Raw genomic sequence first — 17976 nt, forward strand, 5'->3', positions numbered from 1 at the left:
CCCGTACTGCGTCATACCCACAACTGTACCTGCTGTGGTCTACCTGCTGTGGTGAATATCCTTCCCGCCGTGCCCGGGCCGGGTGCGACGATGGGCCGCATGCGATGGATCGACACGCTGGAAAGCGCGGCCGCCGAAAAGCTGCCGGAAGCCGTACACCGCTACTTCCGGCAAGGCTCCGCCGGCGGCGTCAGCGTCGGCGAAGCTGTCGAGGCCTGGTCGGCGTACCGCTTCCGCCCGCACGTCCTGAACGACGTCTCCACCATCGACCTCCGGACGACGGTGCTCGGTACGCCCGTCGACGCACCGATCCTGGTCGCGCCGTCGACGATGCAGCGGATGGCCGACCCGGACGGCGAGCTCGCGATGGCCCGCGGTGTCGGCGCGGCGCGGTCCGTACTCGGCGTCTCCAGCAACGCCGGTACTTCGTTCGCCGAGCTCGGCGCGACCGGAGTGCCGTGGTGGCTGCAGATCTACGTCGTACGGAACCGCGACATCACCCGGCAGATGCTCGACGCGGCGGTCGAGGCCGGCGCGCGGGCCGTCGTACTGACTGTCGACACCCCGGTCGTCGGACGTAAGGAGGACGAGGGTGAAACCGTCTGGGACCTGGCTCGGGAAGACCAGTTCCTGGCCAACCTGCCCGAGGGCGACTGGACCGACGACGACCTCGCCAAGGCCGACGACCTGAACCCGGACGTGATCGGCTGGCTCGCCGAACGCACCGGCCTGCCGATCGTGGTCAAGGGCGTCCTGCGCAGCGACGACGCCAAACGCTGCGCCGACGCGGGCGCCGCGGGGATCATCGTCTCGAACCACGGCGGGCGCCAGCTCGACGGCTCGATCCCGACCGCGCAGGCCCTGCCGGAGGTCGCCGAGGCTGTCGCCGGAACCAACGTCGAGGTGTACGTCGACGGTGGCATCCGCCGCGGCGAACACATCCTCGCCGCACTGGCCCTCGGCGCCCGCGCTGTGTTCGTCGGCCGCCCCGCACTCTGGGCCTTGAGCGTGGGCTCGTCCGAGGGTGTCATCCGCCTGCTCACGGACCTCGCCGACGAACTGGACCACACCCTGCGGCTGATCGGTGTCCCGGCCCCGTCTTCCCTCACCCCCGACCTCCTCACGCCCGTGCGCTGCTGACCCGAGTCGCGGGAAACAGAAAGCCCCCGCCGGTGGCGGGGGCTTCTGGTGAAGAAAGGAGAGGCTCAGGCCTCGACCTGCTCCTCGGTGAGGTTGCGGGTCAGGTTGGGGTCAACCTGGACACCCGGACCCATCGTGGTCGAGAAGACCGTCTTCTTGATGTAGCGGCCCTTCGAGCTGGCCGGCTTCAACCGCAGGATCTCCTCGAGCGCGGCGCTGTAGTTCTCCACCAGCTGGGCCTCGTCGAACGACGCCTTGCCGATGATGAAGTGCAGGTTCGCGTGCCGGTCGACCCGGAACTCGATCTTGCCGCCCTTGATGTCCGTCACCGCCTTCGTGACGTCCGGCGTGACCGTACCCGTCTTCGGGTTCGGCATCAGACCACGCGGGCCGAGGACGCGACCGAGGCGGCCGACCTTGCCCATCAGGTCAGGGGTGGCGACGACGGCGTCGAAGTCCAGCCAGCCGTCGGTCACCTTCTTGATCAGGTCGTCCTCGCCGACGAAGTCGGCGCCGGCGGCCTTCGCCTGCTCGGCCTTCTCACCGGTGGCGAAGACGAGGACCCGAGCCGTCTTGCCGGTACCGTGCGGAAGGTTGACGGTGCCACGCACCATCTGGTCGGCCTTGCGAGGGTCGACCCCGAGACGCATCGCCACGTCCACGGTGGAGTTGAACTTCTTGCTGCCGGCGGCCTCCTTGGCCAGCCGGACCGCCTCGAGCGGGGTGTACAGGTGATCGAAGTCGATCTTCTCCGCGGCGGCGCGGTAAGCCTTGCTGCGCTGTGCCATTACTGCTGTTCCTCTCTGGGGTGTGGTCTCCGGGCGGCACTTCGCCCTGCCACTACTGCGTGAAGTTGGGGTGCGATCAGCCGTCGACGACGACGCCCATGGAGCGCGCCGTACCCTCGATGATCTTCATCGCGGCGTCGATGTCGCGGGCGTTCAGGTCCGGCATCTTGGTGGTGGCGATCTCGCGGACCTGGTCCTTGGTGATCTTGCCGACCTTGTCGCGCTGCGGAACGGCGGAGCCCTTCTGCAGGCCCGCGGCCTTCTTGATCATCTCCGGCGCCGGCGGCGTCTTGGTGACGAACGTGAAGGAGCGGTCTTCGTAGATGGTGATCTCTACCGGGACCACGTTGCCGCGCATGGACTCCGTCTGGGCGTTGTACGCCTTGCAGAACTCCATGATGTTGACGCCGTGCGGACCGAGCGCGGTACCGACCGGCGGGGCCGGTGTCGCGGCACCGGCCTGGAGCTGCACCTTGACCAGGGCAGCGATCTTCTTCTTGGGAGGCATTCTGTCGGGTCCTTAGACTTTCTGGATCTGGTTGAAGCTGAGTTCCACCGGGGTCTCCCGGCCGAAGATCTCCACCAGGGCCTTGATCCGCTGGGCCTCGGCGTTGATCTCCGTGACTGTGGCGTGCAGGGTCGCGAACGGCCCGTCGACCACCATGACCGAGTCACCGACACCGAAGTCGGCGACCTCGACCTTCTTCTTGGCCGCGGTCTTGGCGGGTGCGGCACCGGCTTCGGCTGCCGCCGCTTCGGCCGCCGCCACGACGGCCGGAGCGAGCATCTTCTCCACCTCTTCGAGGCTGAGCGGGACCGGCTTCTGGCTGTTCCCGACGAAACCGGTCACCGACGGCGTGTGCCGTACGGTCGACCAGGACTCGTCGGTCAGATCCATCCGGACCAGCACGTAGCCCGGCAGCACCGTCCGCTTCACCATCCGGCGCTGCCCGTTCTTGATCTCGGCGACCTCCTCGGTCGGCACGATGATCTCGAAGATGTAGTCCTCCATGTTCAGGGAGTTGATCCGGTTCTCCAGGTTGCCCTTGACCCGGTTCTCCATCCCTGAGTACGTGTGTACGACGTACCAGTCGCCGAACTGCGAACGCAGCCGGTTCCGCAGCTCCTCGAGCGGGTCACCCGGCTCCTCGGGCTCCGCCTCTTCCGGCTCTTCCTCGTCGTCCGGCTCGGCCTCGTCGGCGTCCTCGTCGGCGCTGGAGAAGACGACCTCGTCCGGCGCGGCGGCCGGCTCGGCGGTGGTCAGCGGCGCGGTCTCCGCGGTCTCCTCGGCGAGTTCCTCCTCGGCGTCCTCGACGTCTTCGGAGGTCACCACCTCGGCGTCCTCGGCCTCGTCGGCCGCCGGGACCACGACGACCGGCTCGTCGTCGGAGGTGTCCGCGTCCGGCCGCGGCGGCTCCGCCTCGTCGTCGGCGGAGTACTCGTCGTCGTCCTCGTCCACGGCGACGTCCGCCTCGTCCTCGTCGCCGTCCTCGTCGTCGAGGTCCGCGAACGGGTCGTCGTCATCGTCGTCGGCAGCGAACAGGTCATCGTCGTCGGTGTCGTTCTCGTCGAAGTCGAGATCGAGGTCGTCGGAGTCGGATACGTCCAACTCGTCCTCGTAGTCGAGGACCTCGTCGTCGCGCTCGGACACGTCGTACTCCGTCATCTGTGGTTCGGGGTCTTGTCTGCTTCGGGTCGGGCCGGGAGCCCGGGACCTACGTTGGTCTGGCGGTTGTTCCTCAGCCGAAGACCTTGAACATCGCCCAGCCGAAGACGAGGTCGAGGACCGAGACGATCGCGATCACGAACACCACGAAGGTCAGCACGACCGCGAAGTAAGTGGAGAGCTGCTTGCGAGTCGGCCAGACGACCTTGCGGAGCTCGGCGACCACCTGCCGGTAGAAGCGCAGCAGGCCCCTGCCCTGCTTGCCCTCGGCGGGCTTGCCGGCGCCGGACGGTGCCGGGGTGCGCGTCTCCGTCACGACCTACCTCTTTCGCTAGCGGCGGCCTGACCGGCCCTGCGCCGGTCAGGATTTGCAGGGCACGAGGGACTTGAACCCCCAACCTTCGGTTTTGGAGACCGATGCTCTGCCAGTTGAGCTAGTGCCCTCTGCAATCCATCCGGACGCCGCGTCGGACCTGATCTCGGGCATGCCGGATCAGGGCCATCAACGCCCGGACTAGAAGAGTGTACGGGGTGCAAGCCGCATGGTCGAACTGAGGCCCTTACCCGCACGACCCCTGTACCGAATTACCTGGCCGGGCGCCGCACCGCGATGAGAACCATACAGCCTCCACGTGCTCCCAACGGACCACACCCCCCGGGTGTTCCCGCCGGTCCGCATCACCTGGTGGATACCCCGTGGGACGTCGTGAGCCGTGCTGCCAGGATGGGGTGCATGGGTTCCAGGATCTCGGCGCGGATCGGCGCCATCAGTGAATCGGCGACGCTGGCGGTGGACAGCAAGGCGAAGGCGCTCAAGGCGGCCGGGCGCCCGGTGATCGGGTTCGGCGCCGGCGAGCCGGACTTCCCGACGCCGGACTACATCGTCGAGGCCGCGGTCGCGGCGGCGCGGGACCCGAAGAACCACCGGTACAGTCCGGCCGGCGGCCTGCCGGAGCTGAAGCAGGCGATCGCGGCCAAGACCAAGCGCGACTCCGGGTACGAGATCGACGCGTCGCAGGTGCTCGTCACGAACGGCGGCAAGCACGCGGTGTACAACGCGTTCGCGACGCTGCTCGACCCGGGCGACGAGGTGCTGCTGCCCGCGCCGTACTGGACGACGTACCCGGAGACCATCCGCCTGGCGGGCGGCGTACCGGTCGAAGTGCTCGCCGACGAGACGCAGAACTACAGCGTCACCGTCGAGCAGCTCGAGGCGGCCCGGACGCCACGGACCAAGGCGCTGCTGTTCTGCTCGCCGTCGAACCCGACCGGTGCCGTCGACAGCCCCGAGGCCGTCGAGGCGATCGGCCGCTGGGCGCTCGAGCACGGCCTGTGGGTGATCACCGACGAGATCTACGAGCACCTGACGTACGGCGACGCGCGGGCCACGTCGATCCCGGTCGCCGTACCGGAGCTCGCCGACCGGACCGTCGTACTCAACGGGGTCGCCAAGACGTACGCGATGACCGGGTGGCGGGTCGGCTGGATGATCGGCCCGAAGGACGTCGTCAAGGCCGCGACCAACCTGCAGTCGCACCAGACCTCGAACGTCTGCAACGTCGCCCAGCGGGCCGCGCTCGCGGCGGTGTCCGGCGACCTGACCGCGGTCGACGAGATGAAGGTCGCGTTCGACCGGCGCCGGCGGACCATGGTCCGGATGCTCAACGAGATCCCCGGCATCGAGTGCCCGGAGCCGACCGGGGCGTTCTACGCGTACCCGTCGGTCAAGGGCGTACTCGGCAAGGAGATCGCCGGGCGGACGCCTACCTCCTCGTCGGAGCTGGCGGACCTGATCCTGGACGAGGCGGAGGTGGCAGTCGTACCGGGTGAGGCGTTCGGCGCTCCGGGGTACCTGCGCCTGTCCTACGCGCTCGGCGACGACGACCTCGCCGAAGGCCTCGGCCGGATCGCCAAGCTGCTGAGCTGACGACGGACGCCGATTTCTCGCCGGGCGGTGTGCGTCGGTAACCTTCGGTAATGACGCAGCGGGATCTGCGGGTGCTGCCGAAGACACACCTGCATCTGCACTTCTCCGGGTCGATGCGGCACCTGACGCTGGTCGAGCTGGCCGACAAGCACGGCGTCCGGCTGCCGGACGCGCTGCGCACCGAGTGGCCGCCGGACCTGTCCGCCGCGGACGAGCGCGGCTGGTTCCGGTTCCAGCGGCTGTACGACATCGCCCGGTCGGTGCTGCGTACGGAGGACGACGTACGGCGCCTGGTCCGCGAAGCGGCCGAGGACGACCGTGCCGACGACTCGCGCTGGCTGGAGATCCAGGTCGACCCGTCCGGGTACGCGAACCGCTTCCACGGCATCACCGAGTTCACCGACCTGGTCCTGGACGCGGCCCGCGACGCGGCCGCGTCGACCGGGATCGACGTGCAGGTCGTGATCGCCGCGAACCGCACCCGCCACCCGCTCGACGCCCGTACGCTGGCCCGTCTGGCCACGCAGTACGTGGGCCGCGGCGTCGTCGGCTTCGGCCTCTCGAACGACGAACGCCGCGGTACGACGTCCGAATTCGCCCCCGCCTTCCGCATCGCCCGCAACGCGGGCCTCCTGGCAGCCCCCCACGGCGGCGAGCTCTGCGGCCCCGCGACCGTCCGCACCTGCCTGGACGAACTGGGCGCCGGCCGCATCGGCCACGGCGTCCGCTCGGTGGAGGACCCCGATCTCCTGAAGCGCATCGTCGACGCCCAGATAGCCCTCGAGGTCTGCCCCGCCTCCAACGTCTCCCTGGGCGTCTACCACCGCCCCGAAGACGTCCCCCTCCGCGAACTCTACGAAGCCGGCGCCCGGATCGCCCTGGGCGCCGACGACCCCCTGCTCTTCGGCTCCCGCCTGGCAGAGCAGTACGAAACCGCCCGCACCGTCCACGGCTTCACCGACCCCGAACTGGCCGACCTCGCCCGCTCCTCGGTCCTCGCCTCCACCGCCCCACCCGAAACCCAGCAATCCCTCCTCACCGAAATCGACGAATGGCTCGGAGCCCCGGCGGCCGTACCTGCCTGAAGTCCGGAGAAGTGCTGATCGAGTTCTGGTTCGGGTCATTGTGAGGGCCTGGGCGCGGGCATAACTTTGCGTCATGACGCCGACGAAGATCCTGCTGCCGGAGGACGAGCTGCCGACCCGGTGGTACAACGTGCTCCACGATCTGCCGACGCCACCACCGCCGGTGTTGCACCCTGGGACAGGGCAGCCGATCGGGCCGGAGGATCTGGCGCCGTTGTTCCCGATGGACCTGATCCTGCAGGAGGTTTCACAGGAGCAGTACATCGACATTCCGGGCGAGGTGCTCGACGTCTACCGGCTGTGGCGGCCCAGCCCGCTGTACCGGGCGCACCGGCTCGAGAAAGCGCTGGATACGCCGGCGCACATCTACTACAAGTACGAAGGCGTCTCCCCGGCCGGCTCGCACAAGCCGAACACGGCGGTCCCGCAGGCGTACTACAACGCCAAGTCCGGTGTCCGGAAGCTCACCACGGAGACCGGCGCGGGTCAGTGGGGGACGGCGCTGGCGTTCGCCTGCGCGCAGTTCGGGCTGGACTGCGAGGTCTGGCAGGTGCGCGCGTCGTACGACCAGAAGCCTTACCGGCGGACCATGATGCAGGTCTTCGGCGCGACCGTGCACCCGAGCCCGTCGGATTTGACCGAGGCCGGCCGGAAGATCCTCGCCGAGAACCCGGACTCCACCGGGTCGCTCGGTATCGCGATCAGCGAGGCGGTCGAGGCCGCGGTCCAGGATCCCGAGGTGCACTACGCGCTCGGCTCGGTGCTCAACCACGTGCTGCTGCACCAGACCATCATCGGCGAGGAGGCGCTGATCCAGCTCGCAATGGCCGGCGAGACCCCCGACCTGATCGTCGGCTGCACCGGCGGCGGGTCGAACTTCGGCGGTCTCGCGTTCCCGTTCCTGCGGGAGAAGTGGGCCGGCCGGATGTCGCCGGTGGTGCGCGCGGTCGAGCCGGCTGCCTGCCCGTCGCTGACCCAGGGCACCTACGCGTACGACTTCGGCGACACGATCGGGCTGACGCCGCTGATGAAGATGCACACCCTCGGCCACGACTTCGTCCCGGACCCGATCCACGCCGGCGGCCTGCGGTACCACGGCATGAGCCCGCTGATCAGCCACCTGTACGAGACCGGCGAGCTCGAGGCCGTCGCCAAACCCCAGTCCGAGTGCTTCGCCGCCGGCGTCCAGTTCGCCCGTACGGAAGGAATCGTCCCCGCCCCCGAGCCGACCCACGCCCTCGCCGCCGCCGTCGAGGAAGCCCTGCGCTGCAAGGAGTCCGGCGAGGAGAAGGTCATCCTCACCGCCCTCTGCGGCCACGGCCACCTCGACCTCGCCGCGTACGACGCCTACCTGTCCAACTCCATCACCGACCGAAACTGGGAGGATGCCGACATCCAGTCCGCCGTAGCCGCAGCCCTCACCCACCTCCCCGTCCTCAGCTGAACCCGCCGCGCTTCCACCAGGGCTTCGGCCGCTTGGCAACCGCGGTCAGCCAGTCCTCCGGGATGGCCCAGCCGCGGCCGCTCAGCGCGTCGAAGTACTCGGCCTTCAAGCTGTCCGGCAGCCAGTACGTCGCCTTCTGACGCGCGGCGACCTCGAAGTACGTCGTGCGCTGGCGGCGACTCCACACGGTCGCCTGGTTCGAGCAGTACGCGAGCCGCGCGTAGTCCCAGCGTGCCTGCTCGTCGTCCATGTCGTACCCACGCTCGATCACGCGTGCTCTCCCGACCGGCTCCTGCTCGATCTCGTCGATCAGGCTCTGCACGAGCGCCCGATCGTCGGTGAGCTCCGCCGGCAACCGCAGCCCGACCGGATCCAGCACCACCGCCCCCAACCGCGGTCGCGCGACCTCGAGGAACACCTCGAGCAACGCGAACCCTTCCTCCACCCGCCCGAACCGATCCAGCTCGGCATGCAGCGTCGTCACAGCTTCCTCGGGCATGCAGCCACTCTAAAGGTCGAGGGGCTGCCCCTATCTGCCCCGCGATGCCCCACCCCGATCACGCTCAGCAAGCAGGATTCAGCCGGCAAAACTCGCCCGCAGCCGATCCTGCCCTGCCCCGAACCCCCTTTCCCCCAAGGATTTCGGGGCAGCTCGGGGCATCACGGGGCAGATCGTCCACAGCCCCCGATTTACCCGTCGCAGAGGGTATTCAGCGCCTTACAGTTACCGCCATGTCAGGGCCCAACGATCTGCTGCGCACAGCGCGCGAGCGCACTCCGTCGCGCCGGGCACCGGGCGAACACATGTCCCGGGCCGAGCTCGCGGACCTCATCTGCACCTGGCTGTGGGAGACGACCGAGATCAAGTACGAGCTCGACGGTCACTACATCGCGAAACTCGAACGCGGCGCCGTCCGCTGGCCCGGCGCCGCCTACCGCTCCGGGCTGCGCCACGTCCTCAATGTTGCTTCTGACAACGATCTCGGATTCTTCCCGCCGTCGGGCGGCTCGCCGGTCGAACCGGACTCGGAACCGCCGTCGATGGCCGGCCACGAGGACGACCTGATCAACGCGGGCGACGAGTCGATCGCGCTGTTGTCGATCGCCGAGGAGTCGAACGTCGGCGAGCTCACCGTCGAGCAGCTCCAGGCCGACATCGAGCGGATCGCCCGTTCCTATCTCCGGACGCCGACCAGGCAGCTGTTCGAGAAGAGCCGCGCGATCCGCGACCGTGCCTTCGCCCTGCTCGCCGGCAACCAGTCTCCCCGGCAGTCCCGCGACCTGTACTCGGCGGCCGGTTGGGCGATCACCCTGCTCGCCTGGATGTCGGTCGATCTGGGCCGCCCCGACATCGCCGAGGGACATACGCGAACTGCCTGGGCATGCGCCGAGGCCGCTGATCACGACGTGCTGCGCGGCTGGATCCGCGCCACCCAGCACACCGCGGCGTTCTGGCAGGACGACTTCACCCGCGCCGCGGAGTATGCCGAGGACGGGCTGCGGTACGCCGCCGGTACGTCACGTCTGTTCCTGACGAGTGCCGCGTCGGCCGACTTCGCACGAGCCGGCCGAGCCGACAAGGCCCGCGAGCTCCTCCAGGTCGCCGAAGACCTGCCCGTACGCCAGGAAACATCCGAACCAGGCGGCATCTTCCTCTGTACGCCGGAGCGCGCCGAAGGGTTCTGGGCGGACACCCACCTGGCGCTCGGCGACGCGCGACGTACCGCAGTGCACGCGGATCACAGCGTCACTCAGTTCGAAGCAGCGCCGTACGTGCTCAGGAACGTCGGCTCCGAACGAATGGCCCGCCTGCAGCAGGCGAAGGCACGGCTGCTCCTCGGGGAACTCGACGGAGCTCTCGAAGCCGTCCAACCGGTGCTGGACACCCAGGTCGAGTATCGCGTTCGTCCGTTGATCCACCGGCTTGCGGAGGTGGCCGCCCTCACCGCGCCGTACGGACGGAGCTCGAAAGCCCGCACGTTGCGGGACCGCATCGCGGAGTTCACGCAGCTTCCAGGCCTGCCCGCTCGTCTCACCGTCCCCGACCGCCGAGTCGTCGTCCCTTCGCAGCCCGCCTATCCCCCACGCACTCCACAGGCCGCGCGTTCTTCCCGGCCGCCCGCGCGATCCACGAGAGAGGACCAGACGTGATCAACGAAGTCCGCGATCATTGGTACTGGCGCCCCAACTGGCGGCCAGGGCGATCGTTCTACACCTGGCACGTCGTCTTTCCGCAGGACACGACGGTCCTCGCGGTGCACGCGGCCTACCAGCGGCTGGTCGAGATGCTTCCCGGCGTCACTCCGGTTCCGGCGCAGTGGCTGCACCTGACCGTGCAGGGTGTCGGGTTCGCGGACAAGGTTCCCGAAGCGGACCTCGACGAGATCATCGAGGCGACCCGGCGGCGGCTCGAGCATTTCCGGCCGTTCGAGATCCGCATCGGTGCCCCGGTCGTCGACGTCGAGAGCCTGCAACTCCCGGTGACGCCAGTCGAGCGGATGCGGCGTCTCCGCGCCCAGCTCCGCGGCGCGATCCTGGACGTCTGGGGACGCGACTCCGTCCCGGCGCTGCCCGAGCTCGATCCCCACATCTCCTTGGGGTACTGGAACCAGGACGCACAAGCAGAACCGCTCCGGCGCCGGGTGAACGCGCTGAGCGGTGGCTTCGCGGCAACCGAGCTGACCGAGGTCGCCCTCATCAAGCTCAACCGGGACCACAAACGGTACGAGTGGACCACGTACGCCACCGTTCCCCTCGGCATCCCGGTAGCACGCGGCGGCGTAGACACCGGAGCCGGCTGATGACTCCCACCACCCCGTACGCCGGCGGAACAACCGCCCTCGTCATCCGCGCCCTCCTGGACTTCCGCAGCCTCTGGACAACCCACGACCTGGTCACCACGACCGGCGTCGACGCCGCACAGGTCCGCCAAGTCATCAACCGCCTGGAACGCGACGACCTTGTCGAACGCCGCGCCCCCGGCGTCATCGCCGTGCCGAACTGGCTCACCTTGCTTCATCGCTGGAGCCAGGACTCCCGCTTCAGCACGGAGGTCCGGACGACCTACTGGCGCAGCAGACACGGGGTCCAGGGACTGCTCGACCGGATCCCCGGCACACCGGTACGGCACGCACTGAGCGGCACCCACGCGGCTCAGCGATGGGCCCCGAAGACTCCGAACGGCCCAACAGTGATCTACACCCCCGACGCTCAGCTGGCCGCAACGACCTGGGAACTCGTACCCGCCAGGAGCAAGTCCATCGTCCTCGCCGAGCCCGCAACCGACGTCGTCTACGCGCGAACCCGCAGAACACCAGCCGGCCTCCGCCTGGCCGCACCAAGCCAGGTCCTCACGGACCTCCTGACCGGCGCGGCCCCATCCCGCAAAGCAGCCGAACCACTAACCCAATGGATGCAGCAAAACGAACTCGAATGGCGCTACTGACCGCATCACTCGAACTTGCTGTCGAAGTACTGCAGTGCCGGGCTGAGCTCGGCGCGAACCGAACCGTCATCGAGCCACCGGATGCCCATGGGCGTGCTGTGCCACCCTCGATGCCTGTCCTCGCGCACGCACGGCAGCCCGCTCTGCGGATGTGGTTCGCCACAGGACGCCTCGGTCACGCGCCGGAACGCTTCGGCGAATTCGGCACGCTCGCTCGGAGTCGCACTGAGGGCCTTCACGAGCTTCTCCAACTGCATGTTGCTCGGTCGGCGCGTGCCGATCAACCAGCGATGCATCGTGGTCTTCGGCACTCCACATCGCAGCGCGATATCCCGGATCGACACCAGCCCCGACCGCTCCGCCAGTACTCTGATCGCGGCGCCGAACTCCTCCCAATGAGTCATGTCGCGCAGAAGTAGATGCAAAGGATCGGGACCTGATGCAGCGGCCTGGCCTGCCCGCCAGTCGCGGGCGGCCTTCGCCCAGAACGGGATGCGCTCCGCGGTGAGTCCCGGGTCCTTCCGAAGTTCGGCCTGAGCGCTCCGCGCGACCTCCCACAGGATTCGCCAGCCTGTCATGGCCTGCTGACCGACCCCGCAGGCAGCCAAATAGGTACTGGCCATCGGCCAGGTCGGGACGCGGACTCCTTGCTCTGCCCGCACAACCTGGCTGTGCGAGTAACGCACCAACGCAGCCAGCTCGCGCACAGTCATCCCCGTGCGGCCCCGGAAGGTAGTCAGCAGCGAGGCGAACATCATCGGATAGTTGGGGGTCTCTGCGGTCGGATCGGCCTCGGCGATGAACATGTCACTCCGCTGGAATCGGAGTGACCCGGGTCAGCCTGACCACAGCGACCGCTGTAGCTGTCACCACGACGGCCAGGAACCGATCGGTCACCTCAGCGGCGGCATCGTCCCGACACAGCCACCCCACGAGAGCGATCACGACCAGGAACAAAGCCACGCGAATGGCCAGAATCACCACGATCAGGCTGCGGCACCAATGCAGCTTGCGCCGGGTCACCTGAACACCTCTTGACATTTCTTGCCTTCCAAATCAGTCGAGCACTCCTCACGAGTGCGCAATGCGACGGAAATTACTCAGCAGCCGATGCGAAGTAAAGCCAACAGGCATGCCTCGATGGTGCATATTTCGGTGAATTTGGTGCACGAAATGGTGCGGCAGGCGCGTGTGACCTGCGAGAACCTCGGCCCGAGTGTCCCGCGCTGTCCCTGGTGCACAACGGATGAGTCACGCTCCACGCGGTCGTCTCGGTGCACGATCGTCGAGTGTTTGGTGCGTGCGGAGGCGCCGTTCCTTTGATGACCTGCGAGAAACGCCGCCACACCGTCCCCACTGCACCCGCGCCTGATCTACACCAGAGGACACAGGCGAACAGATGGATGAGATCTACATCACACTCATCGCGGCTAGTACGCGCGGATCGAGACCACGTGGGCCCTTGGCGCGCCGTTGGTGCGGTGGGTTGTCAGGCGGAGGTGGGTGGCTGGGGTGGGGGTCGGCAGGTGGTGGTGTTGGGTGCGGTGGTGGTTGTTCGTCACCTGCGCGATCGGCTGCCAGGTCGCGTTGCCGTTGCGGAGTTGTAGGGCGTAGTCGGCGAGCAGGGTTGGCAGGGATTCGAAGGGGGTGCGGTGGTGGTGGAGGTTGATGAGGTCTTCCTGGACGTCGGCGTCGAGGATTACGACGATCTCTGAGAGTTCGACCGGTTCGGGCCAGGTGAGTTCCAGCCAGGGGTTGGGGTCCGAGGCGAGGTCTTCGGAGGACCACAGGTTGGGGCCGCCGTACGGGCGGGCGTAGCCGCCGACGACCTTGCCGGGGTCGTACGCCGCGGTCTCGCCCAGCCGGATGCAGAGACCGTTGCGGGGCAGGATGTGTTTCCAGGCGCGGAACTGTTCGGTCCATTGGTCGTCCGCCGCGGGCTCCCGGTGCGCGAAGTGCACGGTGCCGGGGAGGTTTGTCGCTGCGGTGTGGACTGAAATTTCCGGCGTCTTCCGGAGGATCACGAAAGCGTTCGACGGGCTGGACGGGTGCCACGACAGCGGGACCTGGATCCAGCGTTTCTCGCCGGCGGGTACGTCGATGGTGCAGGAGTCGACGAGTTTCGCGGGGAGGTAGTTCTGCGGTTCGACCGGGTCATGGAGTTCGGCGGTGAGTTGGCCGCCGTTCGAATCGACCAGCAGGCCGAACCCGTTGAGGGCCGGATCCACAGGGATCACCAGACCGATGTCCGTTGTCAGCGGCAACGTTCCGGACGAGACCGCCAGGGCCGGCCGGGTCAAGGTCGACGAAGCGGTGGCGGTTGCCGTCAGTGCGAGATTGGCCGGGTCGTCGTCGACGACGCCGAGGACCGAGGAGTCCGCGCGGGTCAGCGCGTTGCGCAGCAGGCCGAAGTGGTCGTACGCCAGTTCGCGCGGCGTCAATCCGTTGCGCAGAGCAACGGATGCGCCGATGCCGGCTGCTTCGCCGAGCACGGCGCAGGTGGCCATCACGCGGGTTGTCCCGAACGCGACGTGGCTGGCGCTGATGTTCCGCCCGGCGAACCACAGGTTCCGTACGTTCCGCGAGTACAACGAACGCAACGGGACGTGGTACGCACCGTCCGGGAACCAGTGCTTCGAACCGCGCTCGGAGGCGTACACGCCGCCGGGCGGGTGCAGGTCGATCGACCAGCCACCGAACGCGACCCGGTCGTCGAACTCGGTCTGTTCGAGAACGTCGTGCTGGGTCAGTATGTGGTCGCCCAAGAACCGCCGGTACTCACGTTTTCCGGGTACCGATCCGATCCACTCCAGGGTCAGGTTGTCCGCGTCGAAGGTCCCGCTGTTCTTGATGTAGTCCCAGATCCCGTAGACGACGGCCTGCAGCTCGTCCCGGATCGCCTCGTTGTCGTCGACGACGTCCAGCTCGCCGCCCCATTCGATCCACCAGAACGCGCAGCCGTTCAGGTCGGTCCGGATCACGCGGCGTTCCGGGATCGCGGTCTCCGTGACGTCCTTCGCGAACGACGGCGGTACGAACCGCACCGGCTCTCCCGCGTCCTTGGAGTAGAACAGGATCGTGCTGCCGAGCGTGTTCGAGTCCGGTACGTCGGGCGCCCACGACTCGTCGTACTCCGACCGCGGCTCCCGCCCGGTGCGGAACTCGGCCCCGGCGAGCAGACCGACCAGCCCGTCGCCCGAGCAGTCGACGAACGCCGGACTGACGAACCGGATCTCCTTCTCCGACCCCAGCTGCCAGCCCGTCACCGAACGGATCTCGAAGTCCTCCGCCTCGACGGAACGTACGTCGGTGTTCAGGTACAGCGTGATCCGCGGTTCCGCGCGCACCGCCTCCAGCAGCACGAGGTCCCAGTAGTACGGGTTTCCGAGCGGATTCCGGTACTGGTTCTCGACGAACAGTTCACCCATGATGCCGGTCTCACGGGCGAAGCTCTGGACGCCGTGCGCGGTCGCGCCGCACACCCACACCCGCACCTCGCTGGACGAGTTTCCGCCGAGCACCGGCCGGTTCTGCACCAGCGCCACCGTGCTCCCCTGCCGCGCGGCGCCGATCGCCGCGCAGATCCCGGCGAGCCCGCCGCCGACGACGGTCAGATCGGACCGGACCTCGAGCTGCTGCATCGACGAACCTCTCAGGTATCGGGCTGCCCGGGCCCGTTCGGGTGGTGTGCGGTCAGATGGTCGGGCACCCGCTGGGCGACCAGGACGAACAGCAGGCCGGCCGTCAGTACGTCGCTCGCGCGGCCGGCGAAGAACTCGGTCCAGTTCGCGCCGTTCGGCGTACCGGTGTCGAGCGTGACGTCGGCGACCCGGCCGATCGGGGCGCCCGGCATCCCGGTGATCGCGACCGTGAGCGCGCCCTGCTCGCGGGCCCGCTTCAGGTAGTCGAGCGTGGTCGGATCGATCCCGGACCGGGTCACGGTCAGCGCGACGTCGCCCGCGCCGAGCAGGCCCGCGCCGATCTGCGACGACTGCGGCCCGTCGAAGAACCACACCGGGATACCGATCCGGAGCAGCCGGATGTACAACTCGCGCGCTGGGACCGCATCGCCCCACTCGCCGTAGATATGAGTACGGCGGGCACCGGCGATCGCGTCCGCGACCCGGGTGGCGGCGCCGAGGTCGATCGCGGACAACGCGTTCCGCAATGCGTTCGCCTGCGTCGACGCGAGTACGTTCAGCACCTGCTCGGGCGGGTCCGCCGGGCCGATCGCCGATCCGATGTCGCTCGCCCACCCTGCCTCGAGGCCGCGGCCGACCTCCATCGCCAGTGCGGTCCGCAGCGCTGGGTACCCGGCGTACCCGAGGTGGGTCGACAACCGGGTCACGGTCGCGGCCGAGGTCTGCGCGGTCGCGGCCAGCTTGGTGATCGAGCCGCGCGCGACCTCGTCCGGGTTCGCGAGGATGTGCTCCGCGACCCGCTGCATCGCCCCGTTCAGGTCGGGCAGGGCCCGCTTGACCAGCTGCAACGGGCTCGGACTGCCGGCTTGCTCCCTGTCCGCCATCTGCAAAAGATTAGCGAGAGCGGCTGCTAACGCCTAGCCTTGCGCAAATCTTTTTCAGGAAGTCGTGCTAGAGAGTGCAGTTCACCAGGACGGGTTCGTTGACCAGGGTGATGTTGAAGGACTGCTGGACCTGGGTGCGGACGTGCGTGGCCAGGGTCAGGAGTTCCTTGGCGGTGGCATGGCCTCGGTTCGTCAGCGCGAGCGTGTGTTTGGTGGAGACCGCCGCGTTGCCGATGGTGAAGCCCTTCGAGACGCCGGCGTGTTCGATCAGCCAGGCGGCGCTGGTCTTCACGCGGCCGTCCGGTTGCGGCCACTGCGGCGCGCCGGCGGGGACCTCGGCGGGGGTGTCGAGGATGGGGTTGGTGAAGAACGAGCCCGCGCTCCACGTGTCGTGGTCGGCGGGGTCGAGCACCATGCCTTTGCTGCGGCGCAGGCCGAGCACGGCCTCGCGGACCTCGCCCATCGGCGCGCGGGAATCCGGTTCGACGTCGAGCACGCGGGCGAGTTCGGCGTACCCGACCGGCGCCGACAGGTCACCCAGCTTCAGCTGGAAGGTGACCTCGAGTACGACGTACCGCGACGGATCCGCCTTGAACCGGGAGTTCCGGTACGAGAACCCGCAGTCCGCGGCGAAGACGGTCTGCACCTCGCCGAGCGTACGGTCCCAGACCCGTACGGATGCGATCGACTCCGCGACCTCGTGCCCGTACGCGCCGACGTTCTGTACCGGGGTCGATCCGGCCAGCCCGGGGATCCCGGACATCGACTCGAGCCCGCTCCAGTCCTCGGCGATCGCGCGCTGGACGAACCCGTCCCAGTCCTCGCCCGCCGCGACCCGGACCATCGCGCCGGAGCACATGTCCGCGTCGACCCGGATCCCCGACGTCGCGACCTTCACGACAGTCCCGCGGAACCCGTCGTCGCCGATCACCACGTTGCTCCCGCCGGACAGCAGCAGCACCGGTTCTCCGACGGCGTCCGCGTCCCGGACCGCGGCGATCAGGTCCTCTTCGGTCGTGACCTCGACGAACTTGTCGGCCGACCCGCCGATCCGCAGCGTGGTGTATTCGGCCAGTGGCACGTGTTCGTTCACCGGACCCGCACGACCGCCCTGGCGCGCCCGAGCACCTTCTCCTCGCCCGCGAGCGCGGTGATGTCGATCTCGGCCAATCCCTCTGTGACCTTGTCGACCTTCGCGGAGAACGTCACGGTCGCGCCCTTGTCGTCGTCCGGTACGACGACCGGCTTCGTGAACCGTACGCCGTACTCGACCAGGTCGGCCGGGTCCTCGATCCAGTCCGTCACGACCCGTACGGCGGAGGCCATCGTGAGCATCCCGTGCGCGATCACGCCGGGCAGACCGAGCGCGGCGGCCATCCGGTCGTTCCAGTGGATCGGGTTGAAGTCACCGCTGGCGCCGGCGTACCGGACCAGATCCTCGCGCCGCAGGGTCACGGTCAGCGACGGCAACTCCGTGCCTACCTCGATCATGCGTCCGCCCGGTTGTGCGAGAGGGTCGACGTCGACGTGGCGATCGGCTCGCCGTCGACGGTGGTCAGGGCGGTCTCGTACATGATCACCTCGACGGGACCGGCCTTGCGCACGGTCGTGATGGTGGCGGTCGCGGCGATCTCGTCGCCGGCCTTGATCGGGCGGGTGTAGCTGAACTTCTGCGCGCCGTGCACGATCCGGTCCAGCCGGAGGCCGAGCTCCTCGTCGTTCAGCAGCTGCTCGAGCGCGCGGCTGCCGATCACGAACGCGAACGTCGGCGGGGCGATCGCGTCGTCACCGCGGTACGCCGGGTTACCGTCGCCGATCGCGTCGGCGAACTCCCGGATCTTCTCCCGGCCGACCTGGTAGGACTCGGCGGCCGCGTAGCTCCGGCCGACCATCGTGGCGTCGATCGTCATATCCGGAAACCTTACTGGCACACTATGGCTCGGGTTTCCGCCGCCC

Annotated in this window: 19 protein-coding genes and 1 tRNA gene; 7 read left to right on the plus strand and 13 right to left on the minus strand. The window is 68.3% G+C overall.

The window, feature by feature from the left end; translation table 11 throughout:
* Positions 1-99: 99 nt before the first annotated feature.
* The gene (locus tag ACZ5BU_RS05625; RefSeq protein ID WP_465695782.1) at positions 100-1140 is read left to right on the plus strand and encodes an alpha-hydroxy acid oxidase; all 1041 of its coding nucleotides are present in this window, start codon (positions 100-102) and stop codon (positions 1138-1140) included.
* Between the two features lie 65 nt (positions 1141-1205).
* Here the strand turns inward: ACZ5BU_RS05625 and rplA are convergent, their stop codons facing one another.
* The 5 genes from rplA to ACZ5BU_RS05650 form a co-directional block, all read right to left on the minus strand.
* Complete coding sequence (rplA, locus tag ACZ5BU_RS05630) at positions 1206-1928, minus strand: 50S ribosomal protein L1 (protein WP_465695783.1); 723 nt, start codon at positions 1926-1928, stop codon at positions 1206-1208.
* A 76-nt stretch (positions 1929-2004) separates the two neighbouring features.
* Complete coding sequence (rplK, locus tag ACZ5BU_RS05635; RefSeq protein ID WP_387653417.1) at positions 2005-2436, minus strand: 50S ribosomal protein L11; 432 nt, start codon at positions 2434-2436, stop codon at positions 2005-2007.
* A 12-nt stretch (positions 2437-2448) separates the two neighbouring features.
* Positions 2449-3297, minus strand: coding sequence for a transcription termination/antitermination protein NusG (gene nusG / locus ACZ5BU_RS05640; protein ID WP_465696718.1), 849 nt, complete (start codon positions 3295-3297; stop codon positions 2449-2451).
* A 370-nt stretch (positions 3298-3667) separates the two neighbouring features.
* Positions 3668-3910, minus strand: a complete 243-nt coding sequence (gene secE, locus ACZ5BU_RS05645; RefSeq protein ID WP_465695785.1) for a preprotein translocase subunit SecE — start codon at positions 3908-3910, stop codon at positions 3668-3670.
* Positions 3911-3965: 55 nt separating this feature from the next.
* Positions 3966-4038, minus strand: a tRNA-Trp gene (locus ACZ5BU_RS05650).
* Between the two features lie 289 nt (positions 4039-4327).
* Here ACZ5BU_RS05650 and ACZ5BU_RS05655 point away from each other — a divergent pair.
* The 3 genes from ACZ5BU_RS05655 (at position 4328) to ACZ5BU_RS05665 (ending at position 8050) form a co-directional block, all read left to right on the plus strand.
* Positions 4328-5521: a pyridoxal phosphate-dependent aminotransferase gene (locus ACZ5BU_RS05655; protein ID WP_465695786.1), complete on the plus strand. Its 1194-nt coding sequence runs from the start codon at positions 4328-4330 to the stop codon at positions 5519-5521.
* Positions 5522-5571: 50 nt separating this feature from the next.
* Complete coding sequence (locus ACZ5BU_RS05660) at positions 5572-6606, plus strand: adenosine deaminase (RefSeq protein ID WP_465695788.1); 1035 nt, start codon at positions 5572-5574, stop codon at positions 6604-6606.
* 73 nt (positions 6607-6679) lie between these two features.
* Positions 6680-8050 (plus strand): TrpB-like pyridoxal phosphate-dependent enzyme, encoded by a 1371-nt coding sequence (locus ACZ5BU_RS05665; protein WP_465695790.1) that lies wholly within the window; start codon positions 6680-6682, stop codon positions 8048-8050.
* Here the strand turns inward: ACZ5BU_RS05665 and ACZ5BU_RS05670 are convergent.
* Positions 8043-8549 (minus strand): hypothetical protein, encoded by a 507-nt coding sequence (locus ACZ5BU_RS05670; protein ID WP_465695791.1) that lies wholly within the window; start codon positions 8547-8549, stop codon positions 8043-8045. The genes ACZ5BU_RS05665 and ACZ5BU_RS05670 overlap by 8 nt on opposite strands.
* A gap of 233 nt (positions 8550-8782) precedes the next feature.
* Between ACZ5BU_RS05670 and ACZ5BU_RS05675 the strand changes: the two genes are divergently transcribed.
* The 3 genes from ACZ5BU_RS05675 to ACZ5BU_RS05685 are packed head-to-tail and all read left to right on the plus strand — an operon-like array spanning position 8783 to position 11495.
* Complete coding sequence (locus ACZ5BU_RS05675) at positions 8783-10201, plus strand: hypothetical protein (RefSeq protein ID WP_465695793.1); 1419 nt, start codon at positions 8783-8785, stop codon at positions 10199-10201.
* Positions 10198-10851, plus strand: coding sequence for a 2'-5' RNA ligase family protein (locus ACZ5BU_RS05680; RefSeq protein WP_465695794.1), 654 nt, complete (start codon positions 10198-10200; stop codon positions 10849-10851). The genes ACZ5BU_RS05675 and ACZ5BU_RS05680 overlap by 4 nt, the downstream gene beginning before the upstream one ends.
* On the plus strand, positions 10851-11495 hold the full coding sequence (locus tag ACZ5BU_RS05685) for a hypothetical protein (protein WP_465695796.1): 645 nt from the start codon (positions 10851-10853) through the stop codon (positions 11493-11495). Before ACZ5BU_RS05680 ends, ACZ5BU_RS05685 begins: the two co-directional genes overlap by 1 nt.
* A 5-nt stretch (positions 11496-11500) precedes the next feature.
* Here ACZ5BU_RS05685 and ACZ5BU_RS05690 read toward each other — a convergent pair whose 3' ends face one another.
* The 7 genes from ACZ5BU_RS05690 to ACZ5BU_RS05720 all read right to left on the minus strand — a co-directional run bounded on the left by ACZ5BU_RS05690 (position 11501) and on the right by ACZ5BU_RS05720 (position 17930).
* Complete coding sequence (locus ACZ5BU_RS05690; RefSeq protein WP_465695797.1) at positions 11501-12301, minus strand: helix-turn-helix domain-containing protein; 801 nt, start codon at positions 12299-12301, stop codon at positions 11501-11503.
* 1 nt (position 12302) lies between these two features.
* Positions 12303-12518 (minus strand): hypothetical protein, encoded by a 216-nt coding sequence (locus ACZ5BU_RS05695; protein ID WP_465695799.1) that lies wholly within the window; start codon positions 12516-12518, stop codon positions 12303-12305.
* 407 nt (positions 12519-12925) lie between these two features.
* Entirely contained in the window at positions 12926-15136 is a 2211-nt protein-coding gene (locus ACZ5BU_RS05700; RefSeq protein WP_465695800.1) for an FAD-dependent oxidoreductase, read from the minus strand.
* An 11-nt stretch (positions 15137-15147) separates the two neighbouring features.
* The gene (locus tag ACZ5BU_RS05705; protein WP_465695801.1) at positions 15148-16020 is read right to left on the minus strand and encodes a MurR/RpiR family transcriptional regulator; all 873 of its coding nucleotides are present in this window, start codon (positions 16018-16020) and stop codon (positions 15148-15150) included.
* Between the two features lie 67 nt (positions 16021-16087).
* Positions 16088-17113, minus strand: a complete 1026-nt coding sequence (locus ACZ5BU_RS05710; protein WP_465695803.1) for a UDP-N-acetylmuramate dehydrogenase — start codon at positions 17111-17113, stop codon at positions 16088-16090.
* Positions 17110-17511 carry a MaoC family dehydratase gene (locus ACZ5BU_RS05715; RefSeq protein ID WP_465695804.1) on the minus strand — a complete coding sequence of 134 codons (402 nt, stop codon included), beginning with the start codon at positions 17509-17511 and terminating at the stop codon, positions 17110-17112. The genes ACZ5BU_RS05710 and ACZ5BU_RS05715 overlap by 4 nt, the downstream gene beginning before the upstream one ends.
* A complete protein-coding gene (locus ACZ5BU_RS05720; RefSeq protein WP_465695806.1) occupies positions 17508-17930 on the minus strand; it encodes an FAS1-like dehydratase domain-containing protein in 423 nt (140 codons plus the stop codon). The genes ACZ5BU_RS05715 and ACZ5BU_RS05720 overlap by 4 nt, the downstream gene beginning before the upstream one ends.
* Positions 17931-17976 lie beyond the last annotated feature (46 nt).

The sequence above is a fragment of the Kribbella sp. NPDC031520 genome (assembly GCF_055580825.1).

Excerpts from the sequence above, each read along its gene's own strand:
- ACZ5BU_RS05625 (WP_465695782.1), top strand. The coding sequence starts at position 100 with ATGCGATGGATCGACACGCTGGAAAGCGCGGCCGCCGAAAAGCTGCCG.
- rplA (WP_465695783.1), bottom strand. The coding sequence starts at position 1,928 with ATGGCACAGCGCAGCAAGGCTTACCGCGCCGCCGCGGAGAAGATCGAC.
- rplK (WP_387653417.1), bottom strand. The coding sequence starts at position 2,436 with ATGCCTCCCAAGAAGAAGATCGCTGCCCTGGTCAAGGTGCAGCTCCAG.
- ACZ5BU_RS05655 (WP_465695786.1), top strand. The coding sequence starts at position 4,328 with ATGGGTTCCAGGATCTCGGCGCGGATCGGCGCCATCAGTGAATCGGCG.
- ACZ5BU_RS05660 (WP_465695788.1), top strand. The coding sequence starts at position 5,572 with ATGACGCAGCGGGATCTGCGGGTGCTGCCGAAGACACACCTGCATCTG.
- ACZ5BU_RS05665 (WP_465695790.1), top strand. The coding sequence starts at position 6,680 with ATGACGCCGACGAAGATCCTGCTGCCGGAGGACGAGCTGCCGACCCGG.
- ACZ5BU_RS05670 (WP_465695791.1), bottom strand. The coding sequence starts at position 8,549 with ATGCCCGAGGAAGCTGTGACGACGCTGCATGCCGAGCTGGATCGGTTC.
- ACZ5BU_RS05675 (WP_465695793.1), top strand. The coding sequence starts at position 8,783 with ATGTCAGGGCCCAACGATCTGCTGCGCACAGCGCGCGAGCGCACTCCG.
- ACZ5BU_RS05685 (WP_465695796.1), top strand. The coding sequence starts at position 10,851 with ATGACTCCCACCACCCCGTACGCCGGCGGAACAACCGCCCTCGTCATC.
- ACZ5BU_RS05690 (WP_465695797.1), bottom strand. The coding sequence starts at position 12,301 with ATGTTCATCGCCGAGGCCGATCCGACCGCAGAGACCCCCAACTATCCG.
- ACZ5BU_RS05700 (WP_465695800.1), bottom strand. The coding sequence starts at position 15,136 with ATGCAGCAGCTCGAGGTCCGGTCCGATCTGACCGTCGTCGGCGGCGGG.
- ACZ5BU_RS05705 (WP_465695801.1), bottom strand. The coding sequence starts at position 16,020 with ATGGCGGACAGGGAGCAAGCCGGCAGTCCGAGCCCGTTGCAGCTGGTC.
- ACZ5BU_RS05715 (WP_465695804.1), bottom strand. The coding sequence starts at position 17,511 with ATGATCGAGGTAGGCACGGAGTTGCCGTCGCTGACCGTGACCCTGCGG.
- ACZ5BU_RS05720 (WP_465695806.1), bottom strand. The coding sequence starts at position 17,930 with ATGACGATCGACGCCACGATGGTCGGCCGGAGCTACGCGGCCGCCGAG.